The sequence below is a fragment of the Fibrobacter sp. UWCM genome, assembly GCF_900129735.1.
Taxonomy (GTDB): domain Bacteria; phylum Fibrobacterota; class Fibrobacteria; order Fibrobacterales; family Fibrobacteraceae; genus Fibrobacter.
Map to the genome: position 1 here is coordinate 74,446 of NZ_FQWR01000007.1, position 23,473 is coordinate 97,918.

Annotated in this window: 24 protein-coding genes and 4 pseudogenes; 24 read left to right on the forward strand and 4 right to left on the reverse strand. The window is 49.3% G+C overall.

The features are described from left to right. Positions 1 to 204 precede the first annotated feature (204 nt). The 7 genes from BUB22_RS06440 (at position 205) to BUB22_RS06465 (ending at position 8,436) form a co-directional block, all read left to right on the forward strand. A complete protein-coding gene (locus BUB22_RS06440; protein ID WP_073114412.1) occupies positions 205 to 3,360 on the forward strand; it encodes a type ISP restriction/modification enzyme in 3,156 nt (1,051 codons plus the stop codon). Positions 3,361 to 3,553: 193 nt separating this feature from the next. Further along, a complete protein-coding gene (locus tag BUB22_RS06445; RefSeq protein ID WP_073114413.1) occupies positions 3,554 to 3,826 on the forward strand; it encodes a hypothetical protein in 273 nt (90 codons plus the stop codon). A gap of 637 nt (positions 3,827 to 4,463) precedes the next feature. Continuing rightward, positions 4,464 to 5,474 carry a PDDEXK nuclease domain-containing protein gene (locus tag BUB22_RS06450; protein ID WP_073114414.1) on the forward strand — a complete coding sequence of 337 codons (1,011 nt, stop codon included), beginning with the start codon at positions 4,464 to 4,466 and terminating at the stop codon, positions 5,472 to 5,474. A 140-nt stretch (positions 5,475 to 5,614) separates the two neighbouring features. Beyond that, the gene (locus BUB22_RS06455; protein ID WP_072977139.1) at positions 5,615 to 6,154 is read left to right on the forward strand and encodes a flavodoxin family protein; all 540 of its coding nucleotides are present in this window, start codon (positions 5,615 to 5,617) and stop codon (positions 6,152 to 6,154) included. Between the two features lie 153 nt (positions 6,155 to 6,307). Further along, a complete protein-coding gene (locus tag BUB22_RS06460; protein ID WP_073114415.1) occupies positions 6,308 to 7,492 on the forward strand; it encodes an alpha/beta hydrolase in 1,185 nt (394 codons plus the stop codon). A gap of 174 nt (positions 7,493 to 7,666) precedes the next feature. Beyond that, positions 7,667 to 7,822: a hypothetical protein gene (locus BUB22_RS16670; RefSeq protein ID WP_173352310.1), complete on the forward strand. Its 156-nt coding sequence runs from the start codon at positions 7,667 to 7,669 to the stop codon at positions 7,820 to 7,822. A gap of 2 nt (positions 7,823 to 7,824) precedes the next feature. Beyond that, the gene (locus BUB22_RS06465) at positions 7,825 to 8,436 is read left to right on the forward strand and encodes a GNAT family N-acetyltransferase (protein ID WP_073114416.1); all 612 of its coding nucleotides are present in this window, start codon (positions 7,825 to 7,827) and stop codon (positions 8,434 to 8,436) included. Positions 8,437 to 8,458: 22 nt separating this feature from the next. Here the strand turns inward: BUB22_RS06465 and BUB22_RS06470 are convergent, their stop codons facing one another. Together BUB22_RS06470 and BUB22_RS06475 are read right to left on the reverse strand one after the other, a co-directional pair. After that, positions 8,459 to 9,124, reverse strand: coding sequence for an MmcQ/YjbR family DNA-binding protein (locus BUB22_RS06470; protein ID WP_175547252.1), 666 nt, complete (start codon positions 9,122 to 9,124; stop codon positions 8,459 to 8,461). Between the two features lie 31 nt (positions 9,125 to 9,155). Beyond that, complete coding sequence (locus BUB22_RS06475; RefSeq protein ID WP_073114417.1) at positions 9,156 to 9,659, reverse strand: DUF2798 domain-containing protein; 504 nt, start codon at positions 9,657 to 9,659, stop codon at positions 9,156 to 9,158. A gap of 265 nt (positions 9,660 to 9,924) precedes the next feature. Here BUB22_RS06475 and BUB22_RS06485 point away from each other — a divergent pair, with 265 nt between their 5' ends. The 14 genes and pseudogenes from BUB22_RS06485 to BUB22_RS06545 all read left to right on the forward strand — a co-directional run bounded on the left by BUB22_RS06485 (position 9,925) and on the right by BUB22_RS06545 (position 20,352). Next, on the forward strand, positions 9,925 to 11,079 hold the full coding sequence (locus BUB22_RS06485; protein WP_083535429.1) for a Bcr/CflA family efflux MFS transporter: 1,155 nt from the start codon (positions 9,925 to 9,927) through the stop codon (positions 11,077 to 11,079). 138 nt (positions 11,080 to 11,217) lie between these two features. After that, complete coding sequence (locus BUB22_RS06490) at positions 11,218 to 13,098, forward strand: heavy metal translocating P-type ATPase (RefSeq protein ID WP_073114419.1); 1,881 nt, start codon at positions 11,218 to 11,220, stop codon at positions 13,096 to 13,098. A gap of 10 nt (positions 13,099 to 13,108) precedes the next feature. Beyond that, positions 13,109 to 14,020 carry a nickel/cobalt transporter gene (locus tag BUB22_RS06495; protein WP_073114420.1) on the forward strand — a complete coding sequence of 304 codons (912 nt, stop codon included), beginning with the start codon at positions 13,109 to 13,111 and terminating at the stop codon, positions 14,018 to 14,020. Positions 14,021 to 14,058: 38 nt separating this feature from the next. Continuing rightward, positions 14,059 to 14,331 (forward strand): metal-sensing transcriptional repressor, encoded by a 273-nt coding sequence (locus BUB22_RS06500; RefSeq protein WP_073114421.1) that lies wholly within the window; start codon positions 14,059 to 14,061, stop codon positions 14,329 to 14,331. An 85-nt stretch (positions 14,332 to 14,416) separates the two neighbouring features. Next, entirely contained in the window at positions 14,417 to 14,926 is a 510-nt protein-coding gene (locus tag BUB22_RS06505; RefSeq protein ID WP_254794660.1) for a cyclophilin-like fold protein, read from the forward strand. Positions 14,927 to 15,088: 162 nt separating this feature from the next. Beyond that, on the forward strand, positions 15,089 to 15,886 hold the full coding sequence (locus BUB22_RS06510; protein ID WP_073114423.1) for a hypothetical protein: 798 nt from the start codon (positions 15,089 to 15,091) through the stop codon (positions 15,884 to 15,886). A 46-nt stretch (positions 15,887 to 15,932) separates the two neighbouring features. Then, positions 15,933 to 16,349: pseudogene (locus BUB22_RS17080) on the forward strand (Rrf2 family transcriptional regulator); the annotation flags it as partial. Positions 16,350 to 16,380: 31 nt separating this feature from the next. Continuing rightward, complete coding sequence (locus tag BUB22_RS06520) at positions 16,381 to 17,202, forward strand: protein-ADP-ribose hydrolase (RefSeq protein ID WP_073114424.1); 822 nt, start codon at positions 16,381 to 16,383, stop codon at positions 17,200 to 17,202. After that, positions 17,171 to 18,070, forward strand: a complete 900-nt coding sequence (locus tag BUB22_RS06525; protein ID WP_073114425.1) for an SIR2 family NAD-dependent protein deacylase — start codon at positions 17,171 to 17,173, stop codon at positions 18,068 to 18,070. The genes BUB22_RS06520 and BUB22_RS06525 overlap by 32 nt, the downstream gene beginning before the upstream one ends. An 11-nt stretch (positions 18,071 to 18,081) precedes the next feature. Further along, the gene (locus BUB22_RS16675; protein WP_175547251.1) at positions 18,082 to 18,231 is read left to right on the forward strand and encodes a hypothetical protein; all 150 of its coding nucleotides are present in this window, start codon (positions 18,082 to 18,084) and stop codon (positions 18,229 to 18,231) included. A gap of 114 nt (positions 18,232 to 18,345) precedes the next feature. Beyond that, positions 18,346 to 18,672 carry an ArsR/SmtB family transcription factor gene (locus BUB22_RS06530; RefSeq protein WP_073114493.1) on the forward strand — a complete coding sequence of 109 codons (327 nt, stop codon included), beginning with the start codon at positions 18,346 to 18,348 and terminating at the stop codon, positions 18,670 to 18,672. Positions 18,673 to 18,729: 57 nt separating this feature from the next. Beyond that, complete coding sequence (locus BUB22_RS06535; protein ID WP_073114494.1) at positions 18,730 to 18,969, forward strand: thioredoxin family protein; 240 nt, start codon at positions 18,730 to 18,732, stop codon at positions 18,967 to 18,969. Continuing rightward, a complete protein-coding gene (locus BUB22_RS06540) occupies positions 18,966 to 19,385 on the forward strand; it encodes an arsenate reductase ArsC (protein WP_073114426.1) in 420 nt (139 codons plus the stop codon). The genes BUB22_RS06535 and BUB22_RS06540 overlap by 4 nt, the downstream gene beginning before the upstream one ends. Next, positions 19,363 to 20,352: a permease gene (locus BUB22_RS06545; RefSeq protein WP_073114427.1), complete on the forward strand. Its 990-nt coding sequence runs from the start codon at positions 19,363 to 19,365 to the stop codon at positions 20,350 to 20,352. The genes BUB22_RS06540 and BUB22_RS06545 overlap by 23 nt, the downstream gene beginning before the upstream one ends. A gap of 127 nt (positions 20,353 to 20,479) precedes the next feature. Here the strand turns inward: BUB22_RS06545 and BUB22_RS06550 are convergent, their stop codons facing one another. Continuing rightward, positions 20,480 to 20,944, reverse strand: a complete 465-nt coding sequence (locus BUB22_RS06550) for a GNAT family N-acetyltransferase (RefSeq protein WP_073114428.1) — start codon at positions 20,942 to 20,944, stop codon at positions 20,480 to 20,482. A gap of 121 nt (positions 20,945 to 21,065) precedes the next feature. Between BUB22_RS06550 and BUB22_RS17310 the strand changes: the two are divergent. The 3 pseudogenes from BUB22_RS17310 to BUB22_RS17320 all read left to right on the forward strand — a co-directional run. Continuing rightward, positions 21,066 to 21,521 (forward strand): annotated as a pseudogene (locus BUB22_RS17310) (flavodoxin); the annotation flags it as partial. Positions 21,522 to 21,677: 156 nt separating this feature from the next. Then, a pseudogene (locus BUB22_RS17315) lies at positions 21,678 to 22,109 on the forward strand (cupin domain-containing protein); the annotation flags it as partial. 168 nt (positions 22,110 to 22,277) lie between these two features. Next, a pseudogene (locus tag BUB22_RS17320) lies at positions 22,278 to 22,550 on the forward strand (cupin domain-containing protein); the annotation flags it as partial. A 13-nt stretch (positions 22,551 to 22,563) separates the two neighbouring features. Here BUB22_RS17320 and BUB22_RS06570 read toward each other — a convergent pair. Then, complete coding sequence (locus tag BUB22_RS06570; protein WP_073114429.1) at positions 22,564 to 23,376, reverse strand: helix-turn-helix domain-containing protein; 813 nt, start codon at positions 23,374 to 23,376, stop codon at positions 22,564 to 22,566. Positions 23,377 to 23,473 lie beyond the last annotated feature (97 nt).

The window sequence follows — 23,473 nt, forward strand, 5'->3', positions numbered from 1 at the left end:
CCCGCATTGGGCGTGGGTCGTTTGTGCTTATATGCGGTCGGCTTGTTCCAGAGCCTCAGTAGCGTAAGCCTACGACTCCACGCCTTTTTTGTTTATGGAAATGTGTGGAATGTCATTCTGGAGCGAAGCCGTTAGGCGTAGCGATAGAATCCATTGCTTAATCATGGCTTAGAATGGAACGGCTCTCGCAACGCTGGAGCCACCATGGCCGATTTGGACAAGAGCAAGATTCAAGCCGTCGCACAATACATCGACGAGGTTTCCAAGCAGTTTTCTACGGGCAAGGCGACAGAGCACAGCTACCGCCCGGCACTTGCGAAACTCCTTGGCGACTTGCTCCCCAAATTCACCATCACCAACGAACCGAGCCGCATCCAGTGCGGAGCTCCGGACTACATTATCGCGAAAGGGAAAGGTGCAACATCCATTCCTGTTGCCTTCGTAGAGGCTAAGGACATTGGCGATAGCGACCTGGATGGCAACCGTCAGCACAAGGAACAGTTCAACCGCTACAAGAACTCACTAGACCATATCCTTTTCACGGATTACCTTGATTTTCATCTTTATGAAAACGGCGAATTCATCAATAGCATTCGTATTGCGGAAATCAAAGGAAATAAGATTGCGCTGATAGACACCAATGTCCCGATGTTTTTGGAAATGGTGGTGCACCTCGCGGAATCAACACCGCAAAAAATTACGAGTTCTACAAAATTGGCGCAGATGATGGCCGCCAAGGCGCGACTCCTTGCCGAAGTGATTGAAAAGACTCTCGAAACTGATAGCGAAAAGACAGGTGAACTGGCGGGGCAATGGAAGTCTTTCCAGAAGGTATTGATTCACGATTTGACGGAGCGGCAATTTGCCGATATTTACGCCCAGACGATTTGCTATGGAATGTTTGCCGCGAGATTGCACGATGATACTCCCGACACTTTCAGTCGTGAAGAGGCCGCGACCCTTATTCCCAAGACGAACCCGTTCTTGCGCAAAGTTTTCCAGAATGTTGCCGCATTCGATGTAGATACCAGCATCGCATGGATTGTAGATGACCTGGCAGAAACATTCCGAGTGACGGACATGTCGAAGGTCATGAAGAATTTTGGAAAGGCTACTGGTCAGGCCGATCCGATGATTCATTTCTATGAAGATTTTCTGCGCTATTATGACCCAAAGCAGAAAAAGGCTTGCGGCGTTTATTACACGCCTGAACCCGTTGTCCACTTTATCGTCAATGCCGTTGATGAAATTCTGAAATCCCGATTCAATTTGAGTGATGGTCTCGCCGACACAAGCAAGGTGGCGATTCGCCAAACTTCAAACCTATATACGGACAATCGCACCAAAGACCACAAGAAATACGAAACGCGAGAATACCATAAAGTCCAAATTCTTGATCCTGCAACTGGAACGGGAACATTTCTTGCCGAAGTGGTCCGCAAGATATATTCCGGCATGGAGAACCAGAAGGGCGCTTGGCAAAACTATGTGGAAGAACACCTAATCCCGCGGCTAAATGGTTTTGAATTCATGATGGCTCCGTATGCCGTTGCGCACTTGAAATTGGACATAGTGTTAGCGCAGACAGGTTACAAGGCAAAACAGAACAAGCGACTCCGCATATTCCTTACCAATTCCCTCGAAGAATGTGACCAGGACACGGGAACGCTGTTTGCACAATGGCTTGCACAGGAAGCGAGCGAGGCGAACCTTGTCAAACGTGATACACCCGTAATGGTGATGATTGGTAATCCGCCGTATAGCAATAGTAGTTCTAATAAAAGTAAATGGATTTTGGACCTTCTGAAAATATATAAACAAAATCTAAATGAGAAAAAAATAAATCTTGATGATGATTATATTAAATTCATTCGTTTAGGACAACACTATGTAGAAAAGAATGGTGAAGGAATTCTTGCCTATATTTCAAACAACAGTTTCATTGATGGAATAACGCATCGGCAAATGAGACATTCATTGATGGATACTTTTGATGAAATCTACATTCTTGATTTACATGGAAGCCAAAAGAAGGGAGAAACTATTCAAAAAAATGACGAGAATGTCTTTGATATTACTTTAGGCGTAAGCATTAATATCTTTGTTAAGAGAAAACAGAGTGTCATCCTGAGCGATGCCCGCAAGGGCGAAGTCGAAGGATCTCTAGCCAGAGTATATCACTACGAGCTCTTCGGCAAACGCTATGAAAAATATGCATTTTTGACCAAAACATCGTTCAGCGATATTCCTTGGAAAGAACTTTCTCCACACACACCGCAATTTTTCTTTGTACCTAAAGATTTTTCTGTGCAGGAAGAATATAAAAAGGGGTTTAAATTATCTGAATTAATAATTAACTATAATTCAGGTGTTCAAACAAAAAGAGATTATTTGAATATTTTTTATCAAAAAAAAGATGCTGATTCTTTGAAGAATGATTTTGTTAATATGCCTATTCAAGAATTACAAAAAAAGTATCATGTGAAAGATGGAAGAGATTGGCAACTTGACTTGGCTAAAAATGATTTAATAAAAAATAAAGTTCTAACGAATGAAATTGATTATAGACCATTTGACATTAGGTTTACAAATTACACTGGAAAAACAAAAGGGATAATGGGTTATCCAAGATATAAAACAAACTTTAATATTATTCAAAAAGAAAATATTTCTCTTGTTATATGTCGACAATTAAGTACGTTTGATTTTCAACATATTTTTGTGACGACGCATATTTCGGATTTAAATTCTATATCTTTGCAGTCGAAGGAACAGTCTTATGTTTTCCCTCTCTACCTTTACCCAACAGAAGGTGAGGAAAAACTTGGTGAAACTCGCAAGCCCAACCTAGACGAAAAAATCTGGAGTAAAATAGACAAGTGCTCCAAACTCAAAACGACTCCGGAACAAGTCTTCGATTACATCTATGGCGTTCTCCATACACCGTTTTATCGTGAAAAATACAAGGAATTCCTGAAAATCGATTTTCCGCGTATTCCTTATCCCGAAAGCAAAGCGGATTTCGAACGCGTCGTTTCCATTGGCAACAAGCTCCGCAAATTGCATCTGATGGAAGAAATTCCTCCGCAGGCGACATCCTTCGACATCGAAGGCGATAACGCCGTAACGGAATTGCGCTTTGAAAAAGAAAAAGTCTACATTAACAAGACTCAATATTTCGGCAACGTTCCTGAACTAGCCTGGAACTTCTACATCGGTGGCTACCAACCCGCGCAGAAGTGGCTTAAGGACCGCAAGAACCGCACCCTTACCTACGACGACATCTCGCATTACCGCAAAATCATCGCTATCCTTATCGAAACCCACAATTTGATGCAAGAACTCGATAAAAAAGCGTAATTACTTTTTTGTCAAAACCTCTTGACAACCGCCATTTAGTAATTTATATTTAGTGCACAAGTGTGTAGAAAGCAGCTTTTCGCGCACGGTGTAAAACAATCAAAGCCCCGCCTTTTTATGCATGTAGGCGGAGGGAGGAAAGATGAATACTAGCCAAACAAGGCCTGAAAATGTTATATTGCCATCAAGCAATATGATGTACCCCTTCATGACACTTGACGACAACGCGGAAATTGTCCATTCCGAAATGGGCAAGGATGGCCGCGTTAAGGTGTACATCGAAAAGCCCGACGCAAAAGACGGCTTCCATCGGGCGACATGCTATTTACCCTCCTATACATGGGAAGATATATTCGGTTTTTCAGATGAGGAAATCGATCGCTATAAGAAGGTGATTGAATCTACGGCTCATTTGATAATGGAATTCTCTCAGAAAGGTGGGTTCAGCAATGCCGCAAATCTTTAAGATAGGATCTTTCTGGGTTTATTTCTGGTCCAACGAAGGTGTTCCTCTGGAACCGGTACATGTCTTGCAAAATATTCTTCGGATTATTGAAGCTCGTCATGAGGAAGTTGTTGCGAAATGGATTGCCCATTTCAACGAAATATCGTATTTCTGCTAGAAAGTACTAAAAGGATATGAATCGGAAGTAATCTCAGCATGTAAGGTTTCCTTACTAACTAAAGATGTCAACAAAAATGCCCCGCCTTTTTATGCATGTAGGCGGAAAAGCATGCAAGGCGAACGAAGCAAAATCAAACTTGTTTGATTTTGTTTCTCTTCAGTATACCATTTTGCATTTTTTGCAAATTACAAATTCGGGCAAACCTGTCGGAAATTCCGACAGGTTCAAATCAAGAGCTTCCACAAGGTCTTTGTTGTTCATAGTATTGAAATACGAATAACCCCAGTGGTTATGTAAAATTTTCTTGCTCCCCTTGCCAATTTTGATAGATTTAGGTACATTAATGCCCGACGTGTTTTTCCGTCTAATGGAAAAATGCGTCTTTTTTTTATTCTGGGTTTTCGGAATACAAGAGACGCCTCTAACACTAACCAGCCGCGAAAGCGGCGTCGCAAATTGCAACCAAACGGAGGCTATATGGCTAAAAAAGTGGCTAATCATAGGGAAGATGCTCTTTATTCTCAAATTGCGTCGATTCTCGAACAGAACCGTAAGTTTGTTGCTGTTGCCGTTAATACGGCGATGGTGCGCACGTATTACGAAATCGGCCGTTCGATTGTCGAAAACGAGCAGAAGGGTAGCATCCGCGCAGAATATGGAAAGGAAATTCTCAAAAATCTTTCTGCCAGACTTACTGCAAATTATGGTAAGGGATTTTCGCAGAGAAACCTGGAGCAAATGCGTCAGTTTTTCTTGATTTACTCCAAGGAGATTTCGCAGACAGTGTCTGCGGAATTCACCCTCAGCTACTCCCATTACTTGTTCCTGATGCGTATCGATAATCCCGACGAACGGAAATTCTACGAAATTGAGGCGAAAAACTCGAATTGGAGCCTGCGGGAACTCAAAAGACAGTTCGATTCCGCGCTTTATGAACGGCTCGCTGTAAGCAAGGATAAGGAATCGGTGAGAGAACTGTCTAAAAAAGGGTGTATCGTGGAGTCTCCGGCGGACATTGTCAAGGATCCCTATATTTTGGAATTCTTGGGGCTGCCAGAACAGTCCGAATATTCGGAAACCGAACTGGAAAGCAAGCTCATCGACAAGTTGGAGTCTTTTTTGCTTGAACTGGGTAAGGGGTATACTTTCGTGGGGCGGCAGTCGCGGATTACGCTGGACGAAAAGCATTTTTTTGTGGACCTGGTTCTTTATAACAGGCTTCTGCAGTGCTTTGTGTTGGTGGATCTGAAGATTGGCGAACTCACGCATCAGGATTTGGGGCAAATGCAGATGTATGTGCACTACTATGACCGCTTTGTAAAGCTTCCGCACGAAAATAACACTATCGGCATCGTTCTTTGCAAGAAGAAATCGGACTCCCTTGTAGAAATCACTTTGCCCGAAGGCAATTCGCAGATTTTTGCCAGCAAGTATCAAACTGTGTTACCCAACAAGGAACAGTTGATAGAATTGATCGAAGAGAAGTAGATGCTAAAAAATGCCCCGCCTTTTTATGCTGTTTAAATCTATGCCTTATAGGCATATCTAGTTATGAAAACAAAGTATTTGCAATATCTGAAAAATGAAGGTATATTTGGACATGTAAAGACTTCAACCGAGAGGAACCCATGAAAAAAGTATTGGTCTTGTCCAGCAGCTTGCGTAAGGGTAGCAACTCCGAAACCCTGGCGCAGGAGTTCGCGAAGGGTGCCGCCGAGGCGGGCAACAAGGTGGAATTCGAGTCGCTGCGCGGCAAGAAGATCGGTTTTTGCATGGGCTGCCTCGCTTGTCAGAAGAAGGGCAAATGCGTCATCAAGGACGACGCCCCCGCCATCACCAAGAAGATGGAATCGGCTGATGTCATCGTGTTTGCAACGCCGATTTATTATTACGAAATGAGCGGCCAGCTCAAGACGATGCTCGACCGCGCCAATTCCCTCTATTCCAGCGATTACAAGTTCCGCGAAATTTACCTGCTCACATCTGCCGCCGACACCGATGCGAAGGCCATGAACATCGCAAAGCGCGGCATTGGCGGGTGGATTGCCTGCTTTGACGGCGTGAAGCTCAAGGGCGCTCTCTGCGCCACGGGTGCCGAAAGCGCCGGCGACGTCAAGAAGAATTCCGCGCTCCTGAAAAAAGCGTTTGCCATGGGAAAAAAAGTTTAACAATAAAGTCATTCTCACGAAGGCTGGATTGCTTTTCGTCATTCTCGCGAAGGCGAAATTGTAGTTCGTCATTCTCGCGAAGGCGAGAATCTTAAGATGTCCGCCTGCGCGGACATGACGAGATGAGTTGAATTTTTAAATAGGAGATAAATCATGAAATCCAGATTCTTAAAAGCGGCGCTTGCCGTGGCTTCCGCATGCACCCTGATGGCATGCTCCCCCGAAAAAGAAAACAACGCTGCACAAGGAACTGCCGCACCGGCAACAGAAGCAGCACAACAGACAAAGGAAGAAAATATGAACAAGCTCACGCTCACCGCCGAATGGGACAAGGTTTTCCCCAAGAGCGACAAGGTCGAACATTCCAAGGTCACTTTCAAGAACCACTTTGGCATTGAACTCGCCGCCGACATGTTCGTACCCAAGGACACGAGCCTCAAGGTGAACGGCAAGTTTCCCGCCATCGCAATCTCGGGCCCGTTCGGCGCCGTCAAGGAACAGTCCAGCGGCCTTTACGCCCAGCAGATGGCGGAACGCGGATTCCTGACCATCGCATTCGACCCGAGCTTCACTGGCGAATCGGGCGGCGAACCGCGCTACATGAACAGCCCGGACATCAACACCGAAGACTTCATGGCGTCCGTGGACTTTCTCTCAACACGCGACAACGTTGACCCGGAACGCATCGGCATCATCGGTATTTGCGGCTGGGGCGGCATGGCGATTAATGCTGCCGGAATCGACACCCGCGTCAAGGCGACGGTTGCCTCGACCATGTACGACATGAGCCGTGTCTCGGCAAACGGCTACTTCGATGCGGCAAACAACGCCGACGCCCGCAACGAGGCCCGCAAGGCTCTGATGGCCCAGCGCACCAAGGACTTCAAGAACGGCACCTACGACCTGGCCGGCGGTGTGGTGGACCCGCTCCCGGACGACGCTCCTTACTTTGTCAAGGATTACTACGCCTACTACAAGACCCCGCGCGGCTACCACAAGCGTTCCCTTAACAGCAATAAGGGCTGGGCCGCCTCCGCAGGCACCTCGCTCATGAACACCAAGCTCCTCGCATACGCCGACGAAATCCGTAACCCGGTGCTCATCATCCACGGCGAAAAGGCCCATAGCCGCTACTTCGGCGAAGGCGCATTCGAAAAGATGACCGGCAAGAAGGCGAACGTCCCCGCAAAACTCGACGCCACCAAGAACTGGAGCAAGACCGTCGGCAACAAGGAACTCCTCGTTATCCCCGGAGCCTCCCACGTGGACCTCTACGACAACCTGGAAAAAATCCCTTTCGAAAAGCTGAACGAATTCTTCAAGACGAACTTGAAGTAAGCGAAAGACACAAAACCGCGACGATTCTCGCTGCTGTCCAAGGTCACAAATGTGACCTTGGTTGCTTTTTGTCATTTTTTGCCATTTTTAAATGCTATTTTAGGGATATGTGCGTAAATGTCATATTGACAATTAGACATTCAAAACCTATTTTTAAGCGGAGGAATAAACACTATGGCAGTGGCAATAAGATCCATACCAACGCTTCAAGGGGAAGACGCTGAACGCTTTCTCAAGGAAGCCGAATACGCCGAAAAGAACGAGCGTAAACAGGATTTTGGTGATAAAATCCTGCTCGTTAGGAATTTCCTCCGCGAACAAGGTTTCTAGACATGACCCTTGCCGATTTTTTGAACCGATGCTCGTTTGCTCGGCTTTCTTCGGAATTGCTGCAAAGTTGCAACCCCTTCAAATGCGGAAATGAAGACCTTGACGAATTTTTCAGAGAGGATTTTCGACTATACGGTGAAAAACTTTTGGGAAAGACTTATGTCTTTCGTCTAAGAGAGCGTCCCGAAAGCATCGTTGCTGCATTTACAATATCAAACGATTCAATTCGAATCAAACAACTTGCTCCTGAAGACAAGGCGAAGATTGAATATGTTACGGAGAATGGCGAGAAGAATCTTCGCCGCTATCCCGGAGTTTTGGTTGGTCGCCTGGGGACGAATATTGAATTTGCCAAACAAGGTTTTGGCTCTGCAGTAATGGACTTCATTAAAGCTTGGTTCCGTAGCGACGAAAACAAGACTGGTTGTCGGTTTATCATCGTTGACGCGATTAATAAACCGGAAGTCATCCATTATTATCAGAAAAACAATTTCAAATTCCTTTATAGTTCCGAAATTAACGAAGCAAGGGCTCTTGGAATCAATGTAAAAACGCTGGGCGAAAAACCTTTGCACACGCGTCTGATGTATTTTGATTTGATTGATATTAAATAAAAGCTAGAACTAGGGCCGTTTTTCACGCCAGCGTATAGCTTTTATCCAGCAATTTCCTGATTTCGGTTAGTGGCACGGTCCCGTCAAGGACGACCGTTACCCAGCTTTTCTTGTTCATGTGGTATGCGGGGAGGTAGCCGGGCTTTTTCAGGAGTTCCGGCAATTCCTTCGGGACTATCTTGAAGTTCGCCACTTCGATAATCTCGTCGCCCTTGAGGCCAACTTTTGATTTATCGACAGTCCCCAATAGGCAATACCATTTCTTGTTTCCGTGCTTGCGGATGGCGGCAAATTGCGGAAACCGTTCCCACAGATATTCGGGCTTGTCTCCGTATTTTTGCTCCGCGTAGCCAATCAGGTCGCTCGCTGATTTCCTTTTGAAAATCTGCGTCTCGAAACATTCGCCTATAAATTTATCCGTAATAGCGAAAACTTCTTTGCGGATGCGGCCCACGAGGGCCCCCTGCACTGACAGCACCGAAAACAGTAGGTATTCTTCGCCGGAATCGTTATCGAACACCTTGACTGAAACTTTCTTGCCCCGTCCCACTCTGATTTCCAGACGGAACTGTCCGCCAAGTATTTCGCGGACGAGCGCATAGTTTGGCCCTTCCTTCGTGAACCCGAAAGGAATGAGCTTCTTTACAAGGAGTTTCTTGCCATTGAATTGTTCTTCGATGCCTGTCACGATCGAAAAGATAGATAAAATTATTTACGGCTCAGTTAGAAATTGCGACTTCCCGGCGGGCGTCGCGGTACTTGTGCAGGCCTAGCATCACGCGGCGGGCAATCGGTTGCGCGATCAAGATTTCTACCGCGAGCGAAATGGCAAAGTTGCGAGGCCACTTGTAAAAGAAATTCACCAGCGGCTCCATTGTGATTTCGCGGTTTCCGACCCAGGTACCTACAATCGTCAAGATGATGGACATCAGGAAAACCGTGCACATGATGTTGAGTGTAATCACCGCATGGAAACTGTCGCCCTTCTGCGTAAGCCTTGAAGTCAGGAACGCCGCAGGCTTATATGTGACAAGGACCGTCGCGATGACGCATGGCCAGAGTATCGGCATAATCGGGAATACGTGCGCCCAGCTTTCCATGCTAAAGCCCATCTCGAAACAGGTGATGAGCGGCGCGATGATGTTCATCGAGATAATCGAAAGTGTCACGAGAAAAAGGGTGAATTCGCGTTTGCCGCGCGGGAGTTTCATGTAAAAGTCCATATTAACCTCTTTTGTTGCGGGCCCTGCGCAATAAAAAAGGCGCAAAACCCTGATGTTTGAGTTTCACGCTGAACCATTATACGCAATGAAATTTCGTGCCCATAAATAAAAATTTTTTTTGCCTTTGTCAAGAACTTGCCAACAGAAAAATTTTTTCCTAAATTCGCTTGCGAAATCAACGTGTAGCGGTCCCGCATAAGTCCAGTTGTAAGGCTTTGCGGGCTTTTTTTATGGCGATTCTACGCTGCTTCGCCAAGAGGAATTTATGAGCGGAAAACAGAAATTCACTTTCCTTATGCTGTTGCTTGGGCTGCTTTCGGCGTTTGGCCCCTTCGTGACAGACCTTTACTTGCCGGCCCTCCCGAGCCTTGCCGATTACTTTGCGGCAAGCCCCTCGATGGCTCAGCTGAGCCTCACCATGAGCATGCTTGGGCTTTCGGTGGGGCAGCTCTTTGTAGGCCCGCTGAGCGACAAGTACGGCCGCAAAAAGTTGCTGCTAGTTTGTCTGTTGCTTTTTGTTTGCGGGACTGTCGCCTGCATTGTCGCACCGAACATCGTAACCTTCAACGTGTTTCGTTTGTTGCAGGGCATGGCGGCATCCGGCGGAATCGTGATAGCACGTTCCATTTCAGCGGATTCCTACCGTGGCCCCGTCCTCACCAAGTTCCTTGCCATGGTGAGCGCGGTGAACGGAGTCGCCCCGATTGTAGCCCCCGTGCTGGGTGGTTTCTTGCTGAATTTCATGAGCTGGAAAGGGACTTTCGCGGTATTGCTCCTGTATGGGGCGCTGCTGCTCTTTATGTCAGGGAAATTCCAGGAATCGCTCCCGGTAAAACGCCGCAGCAAAAAGTCTGTCTTGGCAAGTTTTAGCTTGTATGTAAAAGTATTCAAGAACCGTGCTTACGTATCGTATTTCTTGGTATGCACATTCCCAATGGTCATCTTGTTCGGGTATATCGCGTCGTCGCCGTTCATTTACCAGAAAATCTACGGACTTTCGCCTGTGGGCTTCAGTCTCTGCTTTGCGCTGAATGCCGTTTTCACGGCCATCGGTTGTGCGTTGTCGGGCAAGGTCGGCAGTGAACGCGGGGTCCTGAAAATCGCAGGCGCGGGGATGCTCGTTTTCGCGATTGCCGTTGCTGCCGCCCTCATGACGCACGCTTTACTCCCGCTTCTGCAAGTCGCTTTCATGGGGCTTACGTTCATGTTCGGCATGAGCCAGCCTCCTGCAACGGCCTTGGCATTGAATGCGGAACGCGCAAATGCAGGCACCGCAGCCGCGGCCATCGGGGCATCGGGCTTCTTGATGGGCGGAATCGTCTCTCCGCTGGTGGGCATGGGCGACATCGCCACGAGTGCATCAATCGTGCTTCTTGTGGGCGCAGTGTTGACACTTGGATCGGTATTTTATTCAAAGTAGGCCTGGTTCCCCGCCATTAGTCGCACTAAAACGTGCTTTTTTTTCATCTCTCCCCTTGACGTTCGGCTTTATTCATTCTATTTTATACCTATGGGGGTATAGGTATATTAAAAACCGCCAGGCAAAAAAGGAAGCATTATGTTCAAGCGATTGGAAAAATTGGAAGAGATTATGGAAATCGGCGGGTTCAAGAAGGATGTCGCCCTGCTTGTCCTTGGCGGGATTTCCCTTGTGCTTAGCCTTGTGAACTCGAAATGGAACTTTATCCCGCTGCCCTTCGATATCGCGTGGGTGGCCATCGTTGTTTGCGGCATCCCGATTCTTGTCGACGCAACGGTGGGGCTCTTGGCCCGTTTCGACATCAAGGCGGACGTGCTTGTGGCCATGGCGCTAATCGCCTCCATCGCCATCCATGAGGATTTTGCCGCAGGCGAGGTGGCGTTCATCATGCAGCTTGGCGCGCTCCTGGAAGACTTGACCGTAGCCCGTGCCCGCGCGGGTATCGAAAAACTGGTGCACTTGACGCCCCGTACCGCTAGGGTTTTGCGGGGGAATGCCGAAGAGGTCGTCGCTGCCGAATCGGTGAAGGTGGGCGAACTGTTGCGGGTGTTGCCCGGCGAGATGGTGCCGGTGGATGGAGTCGTGGTCTCGGGGCAGACTTCGGTGAATCAGGCGGTGATGACCGGCGAATCCCTGCCCGTGGACAAGGCTCCGGGCGATACCGTGTTCAGCGGGACAGTAAATCAGTTCGGCGCTTTCGAAATGCGGGCTACCAAGGCGGGCGAAGACAGTTCCATACAGCGGATGATTCGTCTGGTGCAGTCCGCCGATGCGGGCAAGGCGAAGATTGTGCGGCTTGCGGACCGCTGGGCGACCTGGATTGTGGTGATTGCGCTCCTTGCGGCGGCGCTTACCTGGCTTTTTACGGGCGAAATCATTCGCGCTGTTACCGTCCTTGTGGTTTTCTGCCCCTGTGCGCTGGTGCTTGCGACTCCCACGGCTATCATGGCGGCTATCGGGAACGTGACAAAGCATGGTTTCCTGGTATGCGAAGGCGATGCCCTGGAGCGCCTTTCTCAAGTGGCCATAGTGGTCTTTGACAAGACGGGCACGTTGACCTTCGGTCTCCCGGAAGTTATTGCAGTCAAGCCTGCTCAAGAGTTTACGGAAGATAGTTTGTTTAAAATCGTTGCCGCCGCGGAGAAATTTTCGGAACACCCGCTAGGAAAGGCGGTCGTCAGTAGTTTCAACAAGAAATTCGGGAAGTTCGACTGCGATGTCCGCAATTTTACGATGAAAGTAGGGCTTGGCGTTTCTGCCGTAGTAGACGGGAAAAGCGTCTTGGCGGGGAACGCGAAACTTTTGCAGAATAACGGGGTTTCAATCGAAGCCTGCACCGCCGAAAACAGCGACGATGATTTTGCGGGAACCGTCATCCTGGTCGCCGTAGATGGCGTGTTCGCCGGGCGAATCTACCTTGCCGACACGGTTCGTCCCGAGTCCGCCTCCATGGTCGAGGGGCTGGCTGCCCTAGATGTTCATACGGTGCTGTTGACTGGCGACAACGAGCGTGCCGCAAGGAACATTGCATCGCAGGTTTCCATCAAGGAATTCAAGGCGAACTGCATGCCCGAAGACAAGTTGACATTTGTCCGCAACGCCCAGTGGAAAAATCCCGTCTGCATGGTGGGTGACGGCATCAACGACGCTCCCGCACTGAAAACGGCATCTGTTGGAATCGCCATGGGCAAGAACGGTTGCGATATCGCCGTAGAGGCGGCGGACATCGCCCTGGTCGATGACGAAATCAAGGAACTCCCGCACCTGTTCGCCGTCTCCAGACGCATGATGCGGACCATCAAGCAGAACCTCGTGTTCTCCATGACCTTGAACTTTGTCGCCATTTCCCTCGCGGTCACGGGCATGCTAAGCCCCATCATCGGAGCCCTGGTCCACAATGCAGGTAGCGTCGCCGTTATCGCGAATTCCGCGCTGCTTTTGAAGTGGAAAAAATTGTAACTTGTTGCCTATGGCCCAGAAAACGTTACTGCTGCTGTTGCTCCTTTCGGTGCTGCTCTTTGCCGAAGTATCGAAGAAGAGATTCGCTGTCGAAGGTTCGCAAGCCGGGGCCGACGCTCCCGCGGTTGTAGAAGATGCTCAAAGTGAAAAGCCCGCGACGCAGTCCTTCCTTTCCCAGAAGAACCTCCGCGAAATGGTTACGGACAAGATAAAGAACCTTAAGGACGGCGACATCACCACGGTTTTGGCGTTCCTGTTCTTCAGTTTTGTCTATGGGTTCCTGCACGCGTTTTACCCGGGGCACGGGAAGTCCGTTGTCGTAGGGTATTTCCTTTCCCGGAAGGGCGGCTGGTTGCAGGGGCTGTTCCTCGGGACCGGTGTCACGGTGGTCCACTCGTTCAGTTCTGTGGTGTTGCTGCTTGTTCTTTACGCAATCCTGCACAATGCCGTTTTCCCCGCCTTTGAAATTGGTCGCGCTGGCATCGAAAAGGTGAGTTACATTCTCGTGATGTTTGTCGGGGCGGTTATCGCCGTTGCCGGAATCCGTCACGGTGTAAAGCATGGACTGCACCATGAACACGAACATTTCGGCGAAAACGCGTCAACCAAAGAGATGCTCCTGCTGTCGGCAATCGCAGGAGTCGTCCCCTGCCCGGCAGTGGCGCTCATCGTGCTGTTCTGCCTGTTCAACGAAATGCCCGGTTGGGCGATCGTCTCTTCTTTCGCCATTTGTCTCGGCATGATGTGTACCAAGGCGATATGCGGCATTGCGGCCGTCGCCATGCGGAAGGGGATCGACCGCACGGGAGTCGCCCACAGGTGGGGTGCGGCCGTCCACGTAGTTACCACCGTGTCGGGCGGGCAGCTCATCTTCTTCTCTGGCCTGCTCCTTTACATGAACATGACCTACAACCCCATGTGAGCCATTGACTCCCGCCCAGAATTTGCTAAACTTTAGTCATGAAGAAATGCTTGGATTCAGAGAACCTTCACCGCAGGCTTGCAAAAATCATGGGCCAGATCAAGGCCATCGACCGTATGGTCAGCGAAGACGTGCCCTGCGAAGATGTGCTTTCCCAGATTAGTGCCGCGAAGTCCGCCCTCAACAAGGCGGGACAGGTAGTGCTGCAGGGGCATATCAACCACTGTATCCGCGATGCCATAGAGCAGGGCGACCAATCCCAGATAGACAACTTTACCAAGGCTATCGAGCGGTTCGCCAACATGCAGTAATTCTGTTCCACTATGCGCAAAAGGCATAGTGAGTCATAGCAAATAAGTATTTTGAATCGCTCGCACAATTATTTATATTGTGTATATGCGAAACTTTGTCCTTGTAGCGTTGTTCTTTCTGGTAGCCTGCAGCGATGCCGCAAGCCATTCGACGCAACCCGAAACCCAGACGCCAAAATCGTCCGCCAGTAAAACGCCCGGCGCAGTACCAACAAGTTCATCCGCCCAAACGGAGGCTCCCGTGAAACTCAAGATCCATGTGAACGATACCACCTTCACGGCGACGCTCGAAGAAAATTCCTCCGCCAAGGCCTTCGCTGAATTTCTCGCACAGGGCGACATGACGCTCGACATGCGCGACTATGGCAGCTTCGAGAAGGTGGCCGACCTGCCGCGCAGTTTCCCGCGTAACGACAAGCAAATCGACACCGACGCAGGCGACATCATCCTTTACCAGGGCAATTCCATCACCATCTACTACGACAAGAATTCCTGGAATTTCACGCGCCTCGCACGTATCGACAACGTGAACAAGAAACGCCTCCAGCAGATCCTCGGCAAAGGGAACGTGAAGGCGACATTTTCGGTGGAATAAACAGCGAATGCTGTAACTAACCTTTGTTTTTTTTGTAACTAAATTTTTACTTTAAATTTCTAGTTGTTCTATTGACATTACAACAAAAATTGGATATATTTAGTGTTGTAACAATTAAAGAACAACAAAAATAAAAAAGGGCATGGCCCAAGGAGACTCAAAATGGAAAAGAACAACTTCAAGACCGTAAATCTTGGCAAGGGTGTCATGGAAATCTACGATTTCGGCGCGGTCAAGCTGCATGCCTACAAGACAAACGACCTGATAACCGACGAATGTTTCTTGCTGGAAAAGGGCGGCAAGATGTTCATGGTCGAAGCCCCCTGTTTCTTCGACAACATCAAGGAACTGGAAGCCTACATCAAGGGCCTTTCGGTAGAATTCGTGGGAACGGTGATTGCCTACCATGGCGCGGGCGCGACCTTCATGAAGGGGGCTCCCGTGTACAGCACCCGCCATGCCGACGATTACAACCATAACGGGGGAGGGGCGGCCCTGGTCAAGAATTTCACGGCGGCTTTTGGCGATGCGTTCGACGCTTCCATCTACGCGACGACGGACTTTATCGAAGGCGAGACTTTGAATTTGGCGGGCATCGACATGCGCATTGTCGCGACCCAGGAGGCATTCGATATCGAGTTTCCCGAAATCAACGTTGTCTATACCCACATGATGGGCCACGACGTCCATTCCATCGTGGCAGGGAGCAAGCACGCCGATGCCATCATCGCGCAGCTCACGGATTACATCGACCGCGGAATTTCCCTGATTCTCACGTCACACTACACGGTGGAAAATCTGGAAGATGCCCGTGCTAAAATCCAGTACCTGAAGGTGATGAAGAATATCGCCCTCAAGAACGTGAACCCGGCGGCATTCAAGAGCGCCATGAAGCAGGAATTCGCGAACTACTCCGGCGAAAACTACTTGGACATGACGGCGGGAATGTTCTACAAATAGGCCAAGGCACGCGTGAACGCAGGCAACAATTGTTAAATTGTGGATTATGAAAGTCAGCGTTCGTTTTACGGCGGCGGTCCATACCTTGCTTTGCATCCACTTCTTCGAGGGTGCGGAACGGGTGACCTCGGAATTCATATCGGGCAGCACCGGCGTGAATGCGGTCATCATCCGCAAGGTCCTTTTGCAGTTGCAAAAGGCGGGCCTGGTAGAGACGGCTCCTGGCGTAGGGGGCTCTCACCTTGCGCGTCCTGCCGACAAGATAACGCTCCTGGATGTCTACAAGGCCATCAACGATAACGACGAGGAACGGATCGTCTTCAGTTTCCACCCGGAACCGAATCCGCTGTGTCCCGTAGGCAGGAACATCCATCGCCTGCTGGACCCGGCCCTGAATTCGGCGCAGACGGCTCTGGAAAGGGAGCTGGAAAAGACGACATTGAACGGACTCGCCGCACAACTCAAGACCGTCCCTGAGTCATCCGGGAGGAATCATGAACCAAGCAGAGCGCAGACTATTCCTGATAAAGTATCTATTGGCGGAAAGTCCCAGGTACAGCGGCACGACCATCCCCGCGGACGCCGAAGGACAGAAAATCCTGTTGCGTTCCTTGATGAACGTGCGGGAGGCCGCCCCCGCAAGCGATGAATTCTACAGGATTCAGGACGAATACCTGCAGGAATCCATCCGTGACCGCGGAATAACGGACATCGCGGACATTGAAAGTATCGGCAGGCGCTTCAGCGCAGGTGCGCCGGACTTGTTTGGCGATTCCCTGTTTTTGTGGCGCGGCGACATCACCACCCTCAGGGTAGATGCAATCGTGAATGCGGCCAACAGTGGCATGACGGGATGCTGGCAGCCTTGCCACAGCTGTATCGACAACTGCATCCACACTTTCGCGGGGGTCCGCCTCCGTAGCGCTTGCGACGCCCTGATGAAACGGCAAGGGTACCCCGAACCCACAGGACAGGCCAAAATCACGCCGGCCTACAACCTGCCCTGCAAATACGTGCTGCACACGGTGGGGCCAATCGTGGGCTACGGCCTTACGGAACGGGACTGCGAGTTGCTGGAATCGTGCTACAGGAACTGTCTCGAAGTTGCGGCCCGGAACGGTGTGGAATCTATCGCCTTCTGCTGCATTTCTACAGGCGTATTCCGTTTTCCGCCGGAACGTGCCGCCCAAATCGCGGTGGATACGGTGCTGGAATGGAAGCGCCGTACACAAAGCCCCATGAAGGTTGTCTTTAACGTTTTCAGCGAAAAGGACGAGGCTATCTATGCGCGGATTTTCGAAAAGTTTAACGGATGATTTTTCTGCCGAAGTGTCGAGACTGAAAAAGGCGCTGGCAAGGGCGGATGCCGTCGTCGTGGGCGCGGGTGCTGGACTTTCGACATCGGCGGGATTTACCTATTCCGGGGAACGCTTTGTCAAGTACTTCGCTGACTTTTCTGTAAAGTACGGCTTTTCGGACATGTATTCCGGCGGCTTTTTCCCTTACGGCACACCCGAAGAAATGTGGGCCTTCTGGAGCCGCTATGTCACGATAAACCGCTACATGGCCGCCCCGAAACCCGTCTACGAAAACCTCCTGAAAATCCTACGGGATAAGGATTACTTTGTCCTTACTACCAACGTGGACCATTGTTTCCAGAAAGCGGGCTTTGACAAGGATCGGCTTTTTTACACCCAGGGCGATTACGGGCTTTTCCAATGCAGTAAGCCGTGCCACCCCTGCACCTACGACAACGAAAAGCAGATTCGTGCCATGTTCGACGCCCAGGGATTTTCAAAAGAGACGGGCTTGTTCGCCGCCATGACCGTCCCTGCGGAACTGTTGCCCAGGTGCCCCATTTGCGGCCGCCCCATGTCCATGAACCTGCGTTCCGATTCCACCTTCGTAGAAGACGACGGTTGGCATCGTGCTGCAAAACGTTACCGCGAATTTCTCGACAGATGTAACGCCATGTGCGGCGGAAACGTGCTGTTCCTGGAACTGGGCGTAGGCATGAACACCCCCGGAATCATCAAGTACCCGTTCTGGCAAATGACCGCCCTGAATTCGAACGCCACCTACGCTTGCATCAACTACGGACAGGCCTACGCTCCCGACGATATCGGAACCCGCTCGTTATGCGTCGACGGCGATATCGGCGAGGTTGTTGTGGCTCTCTTCTAGTGCTCTAGTCGGTGCCCCCGTCGCAACCTGAAACTCAGACGCCGAAATCGTCCGCCAATTCATCCGCTCAAACGGAGGCTCTCGTGAAACTCAAAATCCATGTGAACGATACCACCTTCACGGCGACGCTCGAAGAAAATTCCTCGGCCAAGGGAACGTGAAGGCGACATTCTCGGTGGAATAAACGTTTTCTTGTCACCTCAAAAAAATGCAATTATTCTCTTGCTTTTCAAAAATAATGTTTGTATATTTACGAACAACGAACAGGAACCGAAATGGCAAAAAAAAGCAAATACTGTGAAGAAACCGAGACCTTGGCGAGGTATGCCAAGGCTTTGGCGCATCCCGCACGCATAAGTATCATGCAGTTCTTGGCCAAGCGCAATACCTGCTATTTTGGCGATATCCACGAAGAACTGCCCATTGCGAAGGCCACGGTTAGCCAGCATTTAAAGGAGCTAAAAGAGGCCGGTTTGATCCAGGGTGAAATCGAAACGCCCAAGGTCAAGTACTGTATAAACAAAAAAAACTGGAAAAAGGCTCAGGCACTGTTCAGTGATTTTTTCAATAAAGATTTTTGCGATAGGGAATGCGGTTGCTAAAAAATTTTGCTATATATGTTCGTTATTCTACGAACTACAAACAAGAAAAGAGGAAAAATGAAAAACATAAAAATACTCATGAGCCAGTGTGGCTGTAACATTGCTTTCGCCGAATCTGTTGAAAAAATCGTTAAGGAATCGGGCATAGAAGCTTCTGTTTCCCGCATTGACGATGTTGTCCAAATGCTTCCGTACAATGTCATGACTTTACCCGCGCTTGTTGTCGATGAACGCCTTGTGTCCACAGGTAAAATTAGCGAAGATAAAATAAAAGAACTTATCAAAGGAGAAATATGAAGATACTCTTTCTTTGTACAGGCAACAGGTGCCGTAGTCAAATGGCCGAAGGATTTCTCAAGGCTCTGGATTCGTCGTTGACCGTATGTTCTGCAGGAACGTTTCCGGCAAAGAACGTGCATCCGACTGCAATCGAAGTGATGAAGGAACGAGGGATTGACATTTCCCTTAATAAGCCCAAAAATGTGTCGCAGTACCTTGATACATCGTGGGACTACGTTGTCACCGTCTGCGACAAGGCGAAAGAAAGTTGTCCGTTTTTTTTGGGGGGCGTCAAGAACAGAATTCATCTTGGCTTTGATGATCCTGACGCGTTCGGAGGAACAAAAACCGAAATTCTGCAGGAATTTCGTCGTGTAAGGGATGAAATCGACATGGCTGTAAGGACTTTCTATGATACAATCATTCGCCGATAATCTTGTTTACAACATCATTGGATTGGATGGCTCGTCTCCTTTGGGCTCGACGATAAATTTCTTCGTTTACGACAGCCTCAAAATTATCCTGATATTGCTTTTTATTAGTTTTCTGATGGGGCTGCTGAATACATTTTTCCCGATTGAGGCGATTCGCAATTTTTTGTCGTCGCATCGTTTGTACGGAATCCAATATTTCCTCGCCGCAATCTTCGGAGCGGTTACCCCTTTCTGCTCATGTTCCAGTATTCCCCTGTTCATCGGTTTTGTCAGGGGCGGCATCCCCCTTGGCGTCACGTTCAGTTTTCTTATAACATCGCCACTTGTAAACGAGGTCGCTGTTGCTATGCTTGCGGGAACATTCGGATTGAAAGTGACTGTGATTTATGTAAGTTCCGGCGTGTTTCTTGGAACATTTTTAGGGATGTTCCTGGAACGGTTCAAGCTAGAAAGATTTCTAAGCGATTGGGTGAAAAATTTGCAGCGGACAAACGAATCCGTCAACAACGATGCAATGCCATGTAGCCTTAAGCAAAGGGGCGTTCAAGTACTGCAGAAAATACCCCAAGTAGCAAGGGATGCCCTTGGTGTAACGCGTTCGGTTTTGCCCTATGTGCTTGCTGGCATTGCAATCGGCGCATTAATGCACGGTTATGTTCCCTCGGGATTTTTTGAAGAATACCTGTCAAAAGACAAATGGTTTGCCGTTCCCCTGGCGGTAATTCTTGCCGTTCCCATGTACGCAAATGCAGCTGGAGTTATTCCCATTGTCGAGGTTCTTGTTCAAAAGGGTGTCGCTCTTGGAACGGCACTAGCCTTTATGATGGCCGTTGTGGGACTCTCTCTCCCCGAAGCCATGCTTTTGAAAAAGGTCATGACACTTAAGCTGATATTTGTTTTTTTCGGAACGGTTACGGCGGCAATCATCGTTCTTGGAATCGGTTACAATCTTTCTATAAGTTCCTGATTATTTAGTTTGTGTTAATGTCGGCGAACCAAGTGAATCATCGCTTTGAATTAGTTTTGGCGATTTTACTACCATAAATCTGCCAAAAGTGAACTTTTCATGACTATTAAAGGTAAAAAACGTGCGCTCACTCGAATAATTTCATTTCAAAGGAGATGTCGCCACGGTCGTAGGGGAATTTTTCCTTGTCGACGGGGATTTCCGCAAAGCCGAATTTTTCATATAAGTGAATTGCGTGTGTGCATCTTCGGTTGGAAACGAGAACGATGCTTTTCGCCTGTTTTTCGCGGGCGTACTCGATACAGGCCTTGAGGCAGGCGCTGCCCGCACCGGTTCCCGTGTACATGCCCTTGGCGGCGAATTTCATAATTTCCCATTCCCCTGCACTGCGTGGGGCGACCATGCAGCATGCCATTACGTTGTCGCTGTCGTCAACGGCGAAAAAGATTTCCGCACCTGCCGCGATGGCGGTCTCGATACCTGAAAGTTCGCGTTCGTCTTCGGGTTCCACCTTGAACATGGACGAAATCCACGCCAGGTTCATTTCGACAAAGTCTTTGCGGTACTTGGGGTTGTAAGGGACGATTTTCATGCTGACAATATAAAAAATCCGAACCGTAAAACCGTTAATCCTGGCCGTATTTTTACTATTGCGAATCAGTATTTTTTTATCTAGTTTATATTTAAGAAAGATAGCCCAAAAGGAACATTCCATGAAAAAACTCGCTAGAATTTACACTCTTGTCTTAACGTTCGCGCTTACCCTGCTCTCCTTGGTGGGCTGTGCCGAACGCAACAGGACCGACCAGAACGCCGATGTGGATTTCTCGAAAAAAAGCGATGTACTGGTCGTGTATTTTACTTGGTCTGGGCATCTGCGGAGCATGGCGCACTGGATTGCCGACGAAGTCGGAGCCGATTACGCCCGCATCTTGCGCAAGGAAGAATACCCTGTTAGCTACAACGAGACCGCCGATGTCGCCAAAAAGGAAAAGGACGGAAATATTTATCCCGAGATAAACCTCTCCTTGAGCGACGAAGAAATGAAACGTTACAAGACGGTGTTTGTCGGCTTTCCGGTCTGGTGGTACGACGTGCCGATGCCCGTGATGACATTCCTGAAGCAGGCGAACCTGCAAGGCAAAAATGTCTATGCGTTCTTCTCTCACGAGGGCTCCTCTGACGGTGCCGGGAGCCTACTTACGCTCGAAAAGCTGATGCAGGCGAAGGGTGCTGCATTTGACAAGAAAACCGCCCTTTCTGTGCGCGGAAGCAAGGTCAAGGATTCCGAAACCGTTGTCCGCGATTGGGTGAAAGGCTTGAACATTCCCAAGAATGAGGCCGTTGCCGTTCCTTCCGAAATCACGTTCCCGCTGGGTGACGATGTAAGCGAACGCTTTACGGGCAAGGTATTTTTCAAGAACCTTATCCAGAAAGATTCCGTTTACAACTTTCCTATCACAAACCACATTACTTTTGCTCCTGGGGCGCGTAGCAGTTGGCATGTTCACGGCGGCATGGAAATCCTGGTAACAGGAGGAAAGGGCATTTATCAGGAAGAAGGGAAAAAGGCTCAGATAATCCGCAAGGGTGACGTGGTGCACATTCCTGCCGGAGTCAAGCATTGGCACGGGGCCGCACCCGACAGCTGGTTCAGCCAGATTGTGATTTACGATGCCGAATGGAAACCCGAGGCTGGCGACGCCCACAGCGCTCATGGTGCAGAACCGGTGACGGACGAATGGTATGCGAACCTCGAAACGGAAGATTATGCAGGACGCACTTTGACCGAAAAGGACGCATTTATGTTCGGAAACGGGACGCTATTCCCGTCAGAAAATTTTTCGGGTAACGTCTATCTCGGCGATGTGCTGAATGCCAAGAACGAAGCCGGAGCACCGGGCATTCACAACGTTGTCTTTGACGCAGGAACTTACAACAACTGGCATTCTCATGCGGGCGGCCAGGTCCTGATAGTGACCGACGGCATCGGCTATCATCAAATCGAGGGGCAGCCGTTGGAAATCCTGCACCCGGGCGATGTAGCCCTCTGCCCGCCGGGAGTTAAGCATTGGCACGGGGCAACGGCCAAAACAAAATTTGCGCACCTCGCCGCAAACGCAAACCCGGACAAGCCTGGTGTGCAATGGTTCGACCGTCTGCCTTTAGACGAATACAACAAGCTCCCTACGGAGTAGGCCGAATATAAATCTAGCCCCGCAATTGCTGGGGCGGAACGCCGAATACGCTCTTTACAAAGTTGTTGAAGTGCACCGGCGAAGAAAAATTAAGCTTGTACGCAATCTCGGAGATGGAAAGACTCTTGTTCTTGAGAAGTTCCGTAATTTCGATGGCGGTAAAGCGGTTTATCCAGTAGCGGGCCGGAAACCCGCTTACTTTTTTGCATGTCTCGGAGAGGTGCTTCGAGGTAACGCAGAGCTTGTCTGCATAATAGGTTAGGTCGCGATGGTCACGGTATTCGCCGGATTCTAGCATGGCCAGGTACCTTGTGACCAGTTCGCTACTTTGCGGTGCCACGCGTTCCTTTTCGTCAAGTTTCGAAAGTTGAAAATCAAAAAAATCCAGGAATAGTTGTTGCAGGGCGCAGCCGACCGACTCCGTGTAGAATTCGTGATTCCGGTTCGAAAGCCTCCACTTGACATTCTCGAAATCTCGCTTGCAGCGCTCCCGTTCCTCGTCGTTCAATTTGAGAACCGGTTTCAGGAACAGCCTAAATGTGCCCTGGATGCCGTAGTTGTTCATGGTTTCGAGAGCATGCATAAAGTCCGTGTGCACAAAGATGACAGTAGCCTTGAAATCGCGGGATTGCCGTGCCTGCATGAACAGTCTCGGAAGCGTGATAATCATGCTCTCGCCGGCGACAAGAGTGAATTCCGTGTCGTTAAAAACAAAGGAACATTCGCCTTTTTCGCATAAGACGTGGGAAATGTATTCACTGCGGTTTTCCGAAGCTATTTCAGAAACGCTCTCGCCGATGATGACGGACTGGCCTAAATCTTGCATATTGGAAATATAACCAAATTAATTTCGGGGGCGAAAAAGGCATAAGTTGAACCGCACTTTAAATATTGTACAAACGCCACGTTGAAGGTAATTTTAG